The 13,718-nt window shown below is 55.2% G+C and carries 11 protein-coding genes; 9 read left to right on the forward strand and 2 right to left on the reverse strand.

All coding sequences use genetic code 11. The annotated features are described in order from the left end of the window. Positions 1 to 1,375, reverse strand: a 1,375-nt coding sequence (locus tag NTW95_07475) for a hypothetical protein (GenBank protein ID MCX6557249.1), incomplete at its 3' end; no start/stop codon positions are given. Positions 1,376 to 1,621: 246 nt separating this feature from the next. On the opposite strand from NTW95_07475, the gene NTW95_07480 reads away from it, so the two are divergent. The 8 genes from NTW95_07480 (at position 1,622) to NTW95_07515 (ending at position 12,416) form a co-directional block, all read left to right on the forward strand. Next, a complete protein-coding gene (locus NTW95_07480) occupies positions 1,622 to 2,134 on the forward strand; it encodes an adenine phosphoribosyltransferase (protein MCX6557250.1) in 513 nt (170 codons plus the stop codon). 1 nt (position 2,135) lies between these two features. Continuing rightward, positions 2,136 to 2,561 carry a hypothetical protein gene (locus NTW95_07485; GenBank protein MCX6557251.1) on the forward strand — a complete coding sequence of 142 codons (426 nt, stop codon included), beginning with the start codon at positions 2,136 to 2,138 and terminating at the stop codon, positions 2,559 to 2,561. Next, entirely contained in the window at positions 2,525 to 6,037 is a 3,513-nt protein-coding gene (locus tag NTW95_07490) for an ATP-binding protein (GenBank protein MCX6557252.1), read from the forward strand. Before NTW95_07485 ends, NTW95_07490 begins: the two co-directional genes overlap by 37 nt. Further along, a complete protein-coding gene (locus NTW95_07495) occupies positions 6,021 to 6,929 on the forward strand; it encodes an LD-carboxypeptidase (protein ID MCX6557253.1) in 909 nt (302 codons plus the stop codon). Before NTW95_07490 ends, NTW95_07495 begins: the two co-directional genes overlap by 17 nt. Further along, positions 6,926 to 8,221, forward strand: coding sequence for a Mur ligase family protein (locus NTW95_07500; GenBank protein MCX6557254.1), 1,296 nt, complete (start codon positions 6,926 to 6,928; stop codon positions 8,219 to 8,221). Before NTW95_07495 ends, NTW95_07500 begins: the two co-directional genes overlap by 4 nt. Positions 8,222 to 8,255: 34 nt before the next feature. After that, a complete protein-coding gene (locus tag NTW95_07505; protein ID MCX6557255.1) occupies positions 8,256 to 9,329 on the forward strand; it encodes a branched-chain amino acid aminotransferase in 1,074 nt (357 codons plus the stop codon). An 85-nt stretch (positions 9,330 to 9,414) separates the two neighbouring features. Next, on the forward strand, positions 9,415 to 9,768 hold the full coding sequence (locus NTW95_07510) for a carboxymuconolactone decarboxylase family protein (GenBank protein MCX6557256.1): 354 nt from the start codon (positions 9,415 to 9,417) through the stop codon (positions 9,766 to 9,768). Beyond that, a complete protein-coding gene (locus NTW95_07515) occupies positions 9,765 to 12,416 on the forward strand; it encodes a hypothetical protein (protein ID MCX6557257.1) in 2,652 nt (883 codons plus the stop codon). Before NTW95_07510 ends, NTW95_07515 begins: the two co-directional genes overlap by 4 nt. 53 nt (positions 12,417 to 12,469) lie before the next feature. Here NTW95_07515 and NTW95_07520 read toward each other — a convergent pair whose 3' ends face one another. Further along, positions 12,470 to 12,787, reverse strand: a complete 318-nt coding sequence (locus NTW95_07520) for a PilZ domain-containing protein (GenBank protein ID MCX6557258.1) — start codon at positions 12,785 to 12,787, stop codon at positions 12,470 to 12,472. A gap of 284 nt (positions 12,788 to 13,071) precedes the next feature. Here NTW95_07520 and NTW95_07525 point away from each other — a divergent pair. Then, positions 13,072 to 13,718, forward strand: a 647-nt coding sequence (locus NTW95_07525; protein ID MCX6557259.1) for a hypothetical protein, incomplete at its 3' end; no start/stop codon positions are given.

Here is a 13,718-nt window from a genome sequence, read left to right on the forward strand (position 1 = left end):
GTGCATAAATCATCAGCCGGATGGTTTTTTCATTCAAAACCAGATCTTTATGGAAGATGATGATCGGTGCTGCGGCCCCGGGAACTTCTTTGATCAGGCGAAGCTCGAACACCAAATGCAATTTATCATTCAGCTTTTTACTGAAAAGCATCAATGCATTGCCAGCGGAAGCGGCATCATCGAGAGACTTGTAAAATCCTGATTGAGAGAAATTTGAAGTTTCTGAATCCATGTGCGTGTTGTTCCCGGTATGCACTTGGAACTGGCTGTAAATCAGCACATCGTTTGGCCAGTTCTCCGCGATGCGGGTAGCCATGGGCCTGTAGCCCTCACGATTCTCTCTGGAATGGCAGGTCAAAGTTCCGCTGGTTGCGGAAACAAAAAACATTTTATTGTCGGTGGTGACAATGCCTATATATTCTTTGCTTGTTGGATAAGGCGAATAATCGAGCTCCTGAAATCCAGGTTTTAACTGCGCTTCATGTTCAGCCCCCGGATCGTACATTTCCAGTATTTTCTCCTTCGTAATCATTTCGATTTTGGCGATTTGTTCGCTGGGAATTTTCATGACCAGAGGACTGCCCTCTGTGGAAAAGTCGATGAGTATCAGATTGCCGTCGGAGCCGGCGGATTTCCCGCTGATCAGACGGCCATTCTTCAAACTGAAAGTCATTTTTTGCCCCAGGTATTCATCGAGCTTGTCAAAAGGAATCGAAAGAGTTGTTACGCGGATGACTTCTCTCTGTTTCAGTTTTTGCACATCTTCCATTCCGGGAATTTCAGGCTTGTTCGCATTTCTTTCTTTATTTTTCGCCAGAATCTGTTCCCATTTTTTATCTTCCGCTATTTTTTGCGCTTCGACCGCTATAATTTCATGTTGCCTCAGCTCATCCTTGGTCATATATAAGCTTGCCATTTCACCGCTGTCGGCCCAGCGCTTCAGGATATCCTTAATCACCTGGTCTTTGTTGTTATAACTGGCCGTGCCGAGTTTTTCATAAAAGAGATTAACCACATTATCCAAATCCGGCAATTGAATATGAAAAAAACTGGGATTGGTCAGCAGCATTGTTTTTACCCGTGCCAGACGCCTGCAGGCATTGTCGAATATGATTTGCCTGTCGCGGCTGGAAAAATAATTCCCGAACAGCAAACCCTGATGGTTAAGGACAAATGATGTTTCGATCAGATAGGTATTAAGGGCCTTTCCCAATTCGCCAGGGCCGTTGTGCTGCTCCTTGTCAAGCAATGCGTCCAATTGCTTGGATTGCGCATCGAGGCCTCTCATCAATCTTGACCGTTCACAAGTTCTTAAAGTTATGATGGGAAGAACAATTAATAAGGAAACAACAATCAGTGCTTTAATTTTTTTCATCAGGTGCCCCTTTGCTTGAAATATTTTCTTGATTCCGGTCATGAGTTTGGTAATAGTCGGTTTTTAATCGATCGGGCGGATCGTTGAGCTTATCGCTTGACGGATGCGACATTCCCTGAAGCTAGCATAAATAATTTTTCACTTCAAGAAGATTATGGTTGGATTATCAGGAATCGGAGGATTAAAATGGAACCGTATTTAAAAATTCATCGTGATGTACTATTATCATTTTGATATGGAGGTTAAATGGATTTTGAAAAATGGATACGCGACGTGCCCGATTTTCCCAAACCAGGCATCATGTTCAAGGATATCACCACCTTGCTGCAGGAGGGCAAGGCTTTCCGCCAGGCCATGAACCAGATCGTCAAGCGCTACCTGGACTCAGGCCTCGACAAGGTCGTGGGCATCGAGGCCCGCGGCTTCATCCTCGGCGGCGTGTTGGCCTACAAGCTCGGCTGCGGTTTCGTCCCGGCCCGCAAGCCCGGCAAGCTGCCGGCGCCGGCGATCCGCGAAGAGTACACTCTCGAATACGGCAGCAACGCGCTGGAAATCCACCAGGACAGCATCAAAAAGGGCGACCGGGTCCTGATCGTCGACGACCTGCTGGCGACGGGTGGAACCGCTTTGGCGACGGCCAAACTCGTGGAAAAGTTGGGCGGGGAAGTGGTCGCCATCCAGTTTCTGATCGAACTGGAGTTCTTGCACGGCCGGGAAAAGCTGCTGAAATACCCGCTGCATAGCCTGATCGTTTTCTAGCATGCTGCAAATCCTTCTGCTGCTGTTCGCTGTCGGCCAGACCGACCAGGTCAGCCAGAGTTACCTGGTCATGCAGCCGATACAGGAAGCACTGCTGCAGGGGCACTATTCGGCATTGGAACCGATATGCCAGGAACGCCTTTCCCTGGACCTGGAAGGTCCCTTTGCCCTCAGCGGTTTCTTAAGCAAAGAACAATTCATCAAGACCTTTGCCAACCGTTTGGCGGGATTGGCGATCGAAAAACTGGAGTGGTCGTCGCTGCAGGTCGAGGAGAATATCGCCGTGCAGTCGTTGAACCTGCTTATGATTCAGCGCCTCTCCGGGCTGCGGATTTATTACAAGTTGATCCTTTTCATGCGCGCCAATGCGGATGAAAAGAAAGAAAAAGAATGGAAGCTGTACTATCTCCGCGGCTTAAAAATGTAGCCTGCGCCTGCCTGGCTGGCCTGCTTGCCGCTGGGGCACTGTATTGCAAGATCGTTCTTCCCCGCGCCTGGAACACGGAGACCGTCGCCCTGCGGCTGAATGAAAACAGCGCCAGGATCGAGGCGCTGCTGGCCGTTGAGATCGACCGGCTCATGCTCCGCTCGGAGCGGCTGCTGAAACGATTCAAGGCCGGACGCTTGACGGCCGCGGAGTTGGATAAAAAGGAAGCCCTGGTCAGTGAAAAGAACGGCGTGATCGATTTTTACTACGGGGAGATCTATTTTTTCAAATCACTTGCTTTGGCCGAAGGCGATTGGCGCCTGGTCAGGAAGAACCAGGACATCTATTTTTTCCGCCGCCTGGACGGTCCGATCTGCTACCTGCGTTATCTCATGGACAGCAAGTCGAATCTGGTACGGCAGGCGTGGAAGTACCCGTGCTTGCTGTTCGACCTCAAGTACTCGCCCGAACCGTTAAGCCGCGGCGGTACCGGCTTGTCTTTCGACCAGGCACAGAAGAGTTATTACTACAGCCATATTCTCAAGGCCGGTCGCAGCCAGCTCGTCGTCAACCTCATTTTTTCGGAGGCGGACTTTTCACGCTATTTTAAAAAGCGCGACAGCCTGTTTTTTTTCGGATTTGCCTTTTTCCTGTTTTTGGTCCTGTCGGTGGCGTTTGGCAAGCGACCCTGGCTGCAGCTGCCGGCCATGGCCGGCATGGCTTGGTCGGCCTGGTTTTTCCTCGCCTGGTTCTGCCCGCCCGATATATACATCCTCCGTTTGGCGCCGGCCCTGCAATCCGTTTGGCAGCTGCTGGTGGTGTTGCTTTTTTTGCTGGCGGTCTTTTTGCGCTTTGGCGGTCGGAGACTGCCGGCCGTCAACTGGGCGGCGTTCGTTCTTTTCAACCTGCTATGCGGCGCGGCCTTCTATTCCATGGCCGCAGTTTTGCCCGGCCTGGAATTCCCGTTTTCCGAATTCGCCTTGCACCCGGGCTATCTGGGGTTGCTGGCCTTCCTGATCGGGCTTCATGTCTTTCCTCTGCTCGCCGCGGTCAGGCTGCAAAAGCCGGCCACCTGGCGGGCCGGCTGGCCGGTGGCCCTGCTGCAACTCGTTCTGGTGACCCTGGCCATCCCATTTTTCCCTTCCCTCCTGTTCAGCTATTCCCTGCTGGCACTAATCTATATTGTTTTTCTCTTTTGGCGGCGGCGTTTCTGGACGCACGTCTTGCTGCTGGCGTTGCTGGCCCTGTCGATCAGCCATTGGTTGTCCGTCTATTCACGGCTGGAAAAACAGGAATTCATCAGCAGCAACCTGAAGAACATTTTTGCCAGCCAGAATCAGTTCGCCAAGCTGGTCGCCCGGGAGATCGTTTACGAGATCAATTCCCAGAAGGAACAATTTTACTCGCTGTTCAGGGAGGACATTCGCGACGAGTTGACCGGCATCTGGCAAAATACGCTGGCGGCCCGCGAGGCCATCGCGTCGGGCATCTACGTGGTGGCCGAAGACAACCGGCTGCTCCATTCGTTTTCCTACCAGATCCCCTACATCGACGTTCACAAAAAGGATATTTTCCCCTTCTGGCACGTCGAGGCCGTTGACGCCGATCTGTTCGGGAAGAAAGTGAGCCTGGCGGTAGCCACGATCAACGTTTTCCAAAAGGGGCGCTACCTCGGTTACATCATGGTGCAAGTCCTCAATTCGGCCGAATCGGTGTTGCGCAGCCTCGGGCAGAAATCGGTCTTCAACCTGGACCGGAAAATCAGCGCCACCGGCATGGGCTATATCAAGGTGGACGGCTCGGGCGCGATCCGGGAGAATCCGGCCAACATCAATTTGGAAAACCTGGACGCGTTGCTTGCGACCGCCGACCGCTGGATCTCCTTCCGCACCATGGGGGTCGAGTATCGCGGCTACGTCTTCAGAAGCAATGACGAAACAATCATTGTTTTTTATCCGCAAAATGCTTTTTTCAAAACATTCTCGGAATGGATAAAAATTCTGATCGTCCTGATCCTGCTGGCAATGGCTTTCTACTTTCGTCGCCTGAGGGAATTCCAATGGCGTTTTCTCTTTCAATCGTTCTCGCTGAAGGTTTTCGCCATCCTGGTGCTGCTGACCATGATCACGGCGGTCGTTTTTTCCATTTTCTCGCTGAATTTCAATTCGCTGGCGCTGGAAACCCAGCTCAACCGGGCGATCTACGAAAGGGGACGCTCGGCCCTGAACATCATCAACAACCTTTTGGCCGAAGACAATGAAATCACCCAGAATCATTTGTTCCTTCTGGAAAAAATATTGGAAAACGACATCAGCGTCTACGAAAACGGGGTCTTGCTATACACCTCCAACCACCGCAAGATCATCCAGTCGCAATTGCCCATCTATCTGAATTCGGGGATCCGCGCTGTCCTGCAGCGGGGCAACCAGCAGTTTTACCTGCAGAAAATGGAGAATTCGCTGGCTCTGTTTTTCAGCGCCGGCGGCGCTTACATTTTTGACATTGAATTCGCCTACAATCGCGCCAATCTGGCCGAGTCCCGCCGCACCTATGTCGACTTCCTGATCACCGTTTTTTTCATTCTGATCGTCTGCGGCATGGCGGCCGCATTTTTCTTCCGCAACAAGATCATGGCGCCGATCCATCTCCTGAACCGGGGCATGGCCGACGTGCAGCAGGGCCGCCTGCAGCCTCTGGAGGACGTGCCCGCGGAGATCGAATTGCGGGAACTGGTGCAGGGCTTCAACGCCATGGTCGAGGGCATCAAGGAGCAGAAAAAAAACGTCTCGGAGATCGCCCGGATGAAAACCCTGGTCGAACTCGGCCGCCGGGTAGCGCACGAAGTCAAGAACCCGCTGACCCCGATCAAGCTTTCGGCGGAGCAGATCCTGCGTTCGCTGCAGGATGCGGACAATGATCCCAAACCGGTGATTACCAGCGCCGTTCGCTACATCATCGAGGAAAGCGAGCACCTGCAGCGGGTGGCCTACGGGTTTCTGAATCTGTCCAAGCTTGACGAACTGCAAGCCGAGCCGTTCATGCTCGACGAGCTGATCGCCGAGGAGATATCCCGGCTGCGGTCGGTCTACCCCGAAATCCGTTTTGCCGGGCCCGAACCGGCCAAGGCGATCGCGGTGAAGGCCGACCGCCTAAAAATCAAGCAGGTGATTTCGAACATCATCAGCAATTCCCTCGAGGCCATCGGCAACAATCCGGGGCAGGTTTCCCTGTGCGTGGAGGAACAGGGGGCGGATATCCTGATCGCCGTCAGCGATGACGGCGCGGGCATCAGCGCGGAGGAACTGGCCCTGATCAACGGCGAAAACTATTCCTCCAAGGACTTGGGTACCGGCCTTGGGCTGGTCATCGCCCGCCGCTTTCTCGAACTGCATCGCGGCAGCCTGCAAATCGAGTCGCGGCCCCATGAAGGGACGACCGTTTTTTTGAGGTTTAAAAAAGATGTTACGCAAGCCTGAGCCCCTGAAGCCCGGCGATCAGGTCGGAGTTTTTCTGCCCTCTTCTCCGATCCGCGAACCCTTTCACGGCCTTGGGCTGCAAGCCTTGCAGGGTATGGGCTTGCGGCCGCGCGAGGTCAGTGCTCCTTTATCCGGCCACGATTTTTTCGCCCGGCCGCCCGAACAGGGGCTTGCCGACCTGCAGGGTTTTTTCTCGGACCCCCAGATCAAGGTCCTCTGGGCCGGCCGCGGCGGTTACGGCTCCAATTACCTGCTGCCGCTGCTGGACCGGCTGGTGATCCAGACTCCGAAGATCGTCATCGCCTCTTCCGATGCCAGCTACCTGCTCTGGTACCTTCTTGATCGCAGGCGGATGACGGTCTTCTACGGCCCCATGGTATTTGGCGCCCTGGCCGCCGGACACTGCGACCGCGACCAGATCCTGACCGTGCTGGCGGGGGACGCATACCCGCTGGAGATCCCCGGGGTAGTCCTCTGCCGCGGCCGGGCCAGGGGGATGATCAGCGGCGGCTGCCTGGCCAATTTCGCCTCGCTGCTGGGGACGCCCCATGCCGTGGAGGTGCGGGGAAGGATCCTGCTGTTGGAGGATGTCAACGAGCGTCCTTTCCGCATCGACCGCATGTTGTGGCAGTGCGAGCAGGCCGGCGTTTTTGCCCAAATCAAGGGGTTGCTGCTGGGAGAATTTCCCGGATGCTTCAAGGATGAAAATGAAAAGGAGATCTTCTACCGGCGCTGGCAGGAAAAATTGAGCGCCTGGGATATCCCCGTCCTCTTCGACATGCCGCTGGGGCATGCCGAGAGCGCCGGCATCCTGCCGCTGGGCGTCGAAGGGGAGATCGACACCGCCGCCTTAGCCGGGCTGGCATGCAGGGAAAAAGGAGTACGGGGATGAAAAAGGTTTTCTTGTGCGGCATCGCCGGCAGCGGCATGAGCGCCCTGGCCGGCCTTTTCAAAAAAAAAGGCTATGAGGTTTTCGGTTCGGACGCCCGTTTTTATCCCCCCGTGGATGGCTTGCTGAAGAGCCTGCAGGTCACCCTGTTCAAGGGGTTCGCCGCCAAAAACATCCCCGCCCGGGTCGATTTTTGCGTGATCGGCAACGTCGTCGGCCGCGGCAATCCCGAAGTCGAGTTCATTCTTGACCGCGGCATCGAGTACTACTCCATGGCCGAGGCCCTGCAGCGGTTCTTCATCAAAGGCAAGGAGTCGCTGGTAATCGCCGGCAGCCACGGCAAAACCACCACCGCCTCGTTCATCGCCCATCTGCTGACCGTCGCCGGCAAGCGGCCGGGCTTTTTCATCGGCGGCAAACCCTTGAATTTCAGCGGCAACTACCGGCTGGGCAGCGGCGCCTTTTTCGTCAGCGAAGGCGATGAGTATGAAACGGCTTTTTTCGACCGCACCGCCAAATTTTTCAAATACCGTCCCGACCGCCTGATCCTTACCGCCCTGGAGCACGATCATATCGATTTTTACCCCAGCGCGGCCGGCTACCTGAAAAGCTTCCAGGACCTGGTCAACCAGGTCCCGCACCGGGGGACGATCATCGTCAACAACGATTACGAGATGGCGCTGCAAGCGGTCGCGCGCGCCTTCACCCCGGTCATCACCTACGGACGCGGCCGGGCCGATTTCAAAATCACCCGGGTCCGGGCCAGGAGCGACGGATATGATTTCCGCCTCACGAGCCGTTCCCGGCACTGGGAATTCCACACGCAGCTGGCCGGCCCCTACAACGTCTGGAACCTGACCGCTGGCATCATCCTGGCCCTGGAGCTGCGGCTGCCGCTGGCGACGATCGAAAAAGCGCTGGCCACGTTCCGGGGAGTGGAGCGCCGGCTGTCGGTCATCGGCCGCCGGCAAAACACCGTTTTCGTCGAGGATTTCGCCCATCATCCCACCGCCATTGCCAGCGTATTGTCCGGGTTGCCGAGCCTGTACCCCAAGCATGAGATCATCGTCGTTTTTGAACCGCGCTCATGGAGCTTGCGGCGAAATACGCGTTCAGATCTTCGAGAATTATCCCGACATCCAGCGTTTCCTTTCCAGCCTCGATTTTTCGCTGCCGCGAGTCGTCATCCTTCTTTCCAACGGCGACGTGCACGATTTCACCGCCTGGGCGAAGGGATTGACGCGGGCAAAGTAAGACCCATAGGCGCGATTGACAGGCAGGCGGCAAAAAAGTAAAATGAATGCACTCGTTTCCCAAGGAGGCCATGCGATGAAAATTAACTTGGAGTTGATCGCCAAGGAAAAACTGAAACCCCTCTTCGATGACCCGTTGGCATTGCCCTTCGGGCGTTATTTTACCGACTACATGTTCACCATGGAATATTCCCAGGGGCAAGGCTGGAAAAATCCCTGCATCAAACCCTACCAGCCGTTGATCCTGGAACCTTCGGCCAACGTCTTTCATTACAGCCAGGAGGTTTTTGAAGGACAAAAGGCCTACCAATCGCAAAAAGGCGAAATCTTGATGTTCAGGCCTTTGGATAATGCCCGGCGCATGAACCGCTCCCTGCAGCGCTTGTGCATGCCCGAGATCGACGAGAACGTTTTCCTAGAAGCCGAGTGCGAATTGCTGAAGCTTGAAAAACGCTGGATCCCGACTCAGAAGGGGGCTAGCCTCTATATCCGGCCGGCCGTGATCGGCACCGAACCGGCGTTGGGGGTCAAAGCGTCGAGCGAATTTCTCTTCTTTATCATCCTCTCGCCGGTGGGGCCGTACTTCAAGGAGGGTTTCAAGCCCGTCAGTCTGTGGGTCAGCGACACCTATTCCCGCGCCGGCAGCGGCGGGACCGGCGAAGCCAAGACGGGCGGCAACTATGCCGGCAGCCTGCTGGCCACACGCGAAGCTATCCAGAAGGGTTACAGCCAGGTGCTCTGGCTCGATGCCGGCGAGCACCGCTATGTCGAGGAAGTCGGCGCCATGAACATTTTCTTTGTCCTGGAAGGTAAATTGGTCACGCCCGCCCTAGGGGGGACGATCCTGCATGGCATCACCCGCAAATCGGTCCTGGAATTGGCTCCCGAGCTGGGCATCCAGGCCGAGGAGCGGAAGATCGATATCAAGGAGGTCGTCGACGGCATCGGCGCTGGAAAGATCAGCGAAATTTTCGGTGCCGGCACGGCTGCCGTCATCAGCCCGGTCAACAAGATCGGGTACCAGGGCAAAGACTATTCGGTCAAAGAGGACCGGAAAGCAACCTGGGCGCAGACTTTTTTCGATACGCTGATCGGGCTGCAGTATGGCGAAATCCCCGATACGCACGGTTGGGTTTACAAAGTGCGGTGAAGGCCCGGTAGGCGGAGATACCCAGCCGAGGACGGCGGCTGTAGAACCATGGATTCATTTCGCCAATAAAACCAGGAGGACGCGCATGGGCAAATACACGGATTTCACCGCGTACCGGAAAAAAATGAATGAGAAGATACTGGCGCAGGGGAATCTGCAGATCAAACGCTTTTTCGCCCTGGACGGCCAGGCCTACCAATCCGGGGCCTTGGATGCCACGACCAAGGAATTGCTTGGCCTGGCAGCCTCCATGGTGCTGCGCTGCGACGATTGCATCGCCTACCATGTGATCCAGGCCAAGGAGGCCGGGGCCGGCCGGGACGAGATTTTTGAAACCTTCACCATCGCCCTGATAGTCGGCGGCTCGATCGTTATTCCCAATTTGCGCCGCGCCGTCGATTTCCTGGAGGAACTCGAAAACAATGCGGGCGGAAAATGAGCGCTCGGCGCGTTCTTGTCGCTTTTTATTTTTTCCTTTTCGCCGCTTCGGCAGTCGCGGTGCAACCCTACAACAACCCGTTGACGCTCGCGCAGCTGCAAGCGCTGGCCGCCCTGACGGCCGGACAGCAACAGCAGGACGCCAACCAGCGTCAGCTCCAGCACTGGTTCTTTTACAACGTCGAGTACTTTCGCCATGCGCCGGAGGTAAGCGTGATCGGCCGCTCGCCGCTGATCAGCCTGGGGCCGCCGGCCTGGCCTCCGGACGCGATCTACGATGCGGTCGTTCGACCGCGCGGTATGGCCTACATCCTCTTTGATCCGGCCACGCCCAACCCTGCCACGCTGGATAACGTCACCTTTCCCGCTCCGCCGCACACGTTGCGGGGCACGACGGACGATACCTGCTGGGAGGAGGCCCAGCACCTGGTGCTGGGGCGGCACGACTTGAGACCTATCGTGGACCTTGTCACCTGGAGCTCCTACCGCGAAGGCCATAGCGACCAGGAACGTCGTGAGCACATTTTTATCAATTTCGCCCGCGTCACGACAACCTGGATTCAACAGCTCCAAGGTTTTGAGACCGAGGCCCGCAAGGCGTATGCTGAAGAAATGAAGCTCGTCAAGAATGGGGTGCGGATCAACCTGGAAACCGAGCACGTGGTGTGGCGTGAGGCGTGGAACCGTTGGAAGAACATCTGGGATAAGTCTGTCGAGGCAATGCGAACGGGAAAGCGGCTGATCATCCCGCTGACTCGGCAAATGGCATCTCAGTACGAACAGCTGTCGGGTGTGCGGATACCCACCGAGAATCAGGTGATCACGTTCTATATGAACGGCGGCCTGACGGACGACGCCAACCCGGAACGAAACAAAGGCCAGCGGATCAATATCTCTGAATGGGTGATGCGACCGCATCCGTTTAGGTCGAAGCTGCTGAAAATCCAGCATACTCCCGCCGATCCGGTGGCCGTCCTGTTGCCCGGCGCCAACGAACGGCTGGAATGCAAATTCACCATCCAACTTATTGACACCTACACCCCATACGGCAAGTCGTACGGAGGGAACAATCCCGTCGTTCGCGGCAAGTTGAGCGTAGTCATCCAGAGGCCGGGGCCGGACGACCTTGAACCGGAAATCAGCCTTGAGGTGAAGCAGGGGACGCGGGTATTTGCCGCCGCGCGCGGTAGTGAACGGTATAATATGATATCAATCGACTTGGCCGACGCGTATCGCCAGGAACTCCAGAAGAACACGGGAAGCGACCCGATGGCTTTGCTCAGAGCGATCACCCGGCCGGTGCAGCCGCTGAGTTTTGCCATCAATTTCAGCCGTCGCAAGCCGACCGAGTTGAAAGGGCGCCGTCAATATGTGTTGATTGTGCGCTACGTTGATACGGACGGACCGAAGGACCCCGCTGTTTATGAGAATATGACCGCCCCGTTCGTTATCAACCTGGACTCTACGGCCGGAACGACGGTTGGCGCTGGGGGCACTGCCCCGCCTGCTGGCGGTCCCGCGTGGGTACTTACCAAGACGACTGTGGAAACAAAGAAAAAAGCGGAGAGTAAATCGCGCCAATTCAACGAAGGGTATGGCCTGGTGAACGTGAAAGATACATTGGACATCAAGGGGACCGACCGAAATGCATCGTGTATCTCGAAATCGATCATGGATCTTCCTAAAGGAACCCCGACCGGGCCGCTGCATAGAGAGTCCGAGCTCAGGTATGACCTTTCTTGGACGGCCCCTCCACCGCGCCTGCCGTTCGGCTGGACAATGCCAGTGGAACTGACGTGGAAGAGAAGTTACCGAGCAACGGTCCCTGAGAAACTCACTGACTCGATCGGCGGATTGTTCTACAACATGTTCAATGGCAAGTTTGGCGTAAAACCGTTCGGGATCGTGGTCAGCGACGCTGCGCCCGGCCCTCTCACGGACTCTTTCCTTGTCCCGCCTCCTGACGACCCCAATCATCCGATCCTTACCGTACGTGTCACCTGGGAAGGGTACCAGGAAGTGTATCACGAGGTTGTCTTTGAGTATGGACTTCAGAAAGGTCCGGCCCCAAGCATCTCCGGGCAGGTTACGCCGCCGAAAGCCGAGCTGCCCGTCGAGGACACGGATATTGACAACGTCCCGCCAGAAGTGGAAGAAGATGAACCACCAATACCACCCGTGCGCGAGGGTAAGCAGGTCGTGCGGCGATGGTATACGCATCCGTCCGGAAACTATCGATTGCCTCTGCCTGACGGCTGGAATGTGGCCGCAAAACATCTATTCGATGAGGTGAACGTTGACTATGATACGCTCATGCCACTGGATCAGGGCATGGCGCTGATCTGCGCCCGCGGCCTGAGCGACCACAAGGGCGAGCAGGCCGGGCGAATCCTTTCGGAGTACGCGCAGCGGTTGCTGAAACAGAACCCCGGCTCACGGTCCGCCGACTTTCGGGTCGGCTTCGCGCCGGCCGTGCAGGTGGTCTGCCATGATCCCAAGGACAAGGTCATGCACTGGTACTTCAAACTGTTCGAAAGGGGCAGTAGCTACAATCTGTTTGTCGTCATGCCGGCGGCGAAGACCATGGAACGGATGCCGACAATGGTCGAAGACCTGCTGGCAAAGGCGCAGATGAAGGGGGAATGGTAGCAGATCCGCGAGGTCTATGGGGCTTCTTGCTTAGGGATACGGCAGTTGGAAAATCAGCCGGGTTCGGTCAGCAGCCTTTGGTATTCCTGTTTTTGATAATCGAGCAGTTGGATGCCCATGCCGCCCTTATAAATCAAGTAAGATGAAGGAGTTGTCTTTTTGCTCCAGACAATAAATCCAGCCATTTTTACATGGCTGTTTTTGCATTGAATTTCAATATTGATGCCGCTTCTTGAGGGAAATGCGTTCGCGGTTTGGATGAATACACCACGGCGTGAAATATCTCCGGTTAACGATTGGAAGGATTGTCCATCATAGGTAAAACGGATCGGGATCTTTTTTATCACCCGGTCATCCCTTCTTTTTTCCATAAAATCTCTCCGCAGCACAATAAAATATATGAATAATATATGCGCTAAAAAATCAAAATTGTCAATTTTATTTATCCCTTTTTCAGTACTGTAAAACAGGATTTTATTTAAGGCACAAGGTGAAAAAATCATTGCCGGTCATTGACATTTGGGACAATTACCCGCAAAATGCAAGCATAGTGATGCTAGACGCCTCGCAGGACCTCGGCGTAGCATCACTATGCTGAGGTCTTCCGAAGCATTCAGTGATGCTATTGTAGCTTTATCAGCAAGGAGAAACAGAAATGAGAAACAGGGTGGTTTTATTAACGATCCTGTGTTTTGTCTGCACGCAGGTCGTGCCGGTCATGGCCCAGGAGACCAGCGTCATCGACAAAATCCTGAAGGATGGGAAAAAAGCGTACATGGACGGCAATTACCAGGAGGCAGTGATCAAGTTTTCCCAGGCGATCACACTGATCAAAAACAAGCAGGACCTCCTCGATGCCCATTTGGCGCTGGCCCAGACGTACTTCATCATCGGGAGCATCCCGGAAGTCGAAAAAAGCGTCAACGAGATTTTGAAAATCAATCCGAAACTGGTCCTGAGCAAGGATGTCAACAGTCCCAAATTCATCTCCTATTTTGAACTGGTCAAGCGGGCCAAGCTGCTGAAGGTCACCCTGAAGGTACAGCCATCCGGGACAATCTATGTCGATGACATTTTCTTCGGCGCGGGCGAACGTGTCGACGCCCGCCTGTTCAAGGGACAGCACCTGGCCAGAGTAGAGCGGGATGGAACCCAGCCACAGCAGGAAGAGTTTTTGGTGGAGAAGGACGGCGAGGTCATCGAGCTGGCAGAGGCCGGAAAGCTGCTGTCCGTTCAGCCTGAAATGAAAGAGGCCAAGCTTGAGGTCCTGGGCGCCGGCGAAACGAAAAAGACGAGAAAAAG

It is taken from the genome of Candidatus Aminicenantes bacterium (genome assembly GCA_026393795.1).
Classification (GTDB): domain Bacteria; phylum Acidobacteriota; class Aminicenantia; order UBA2199; family UBA2199; genus UBA2199.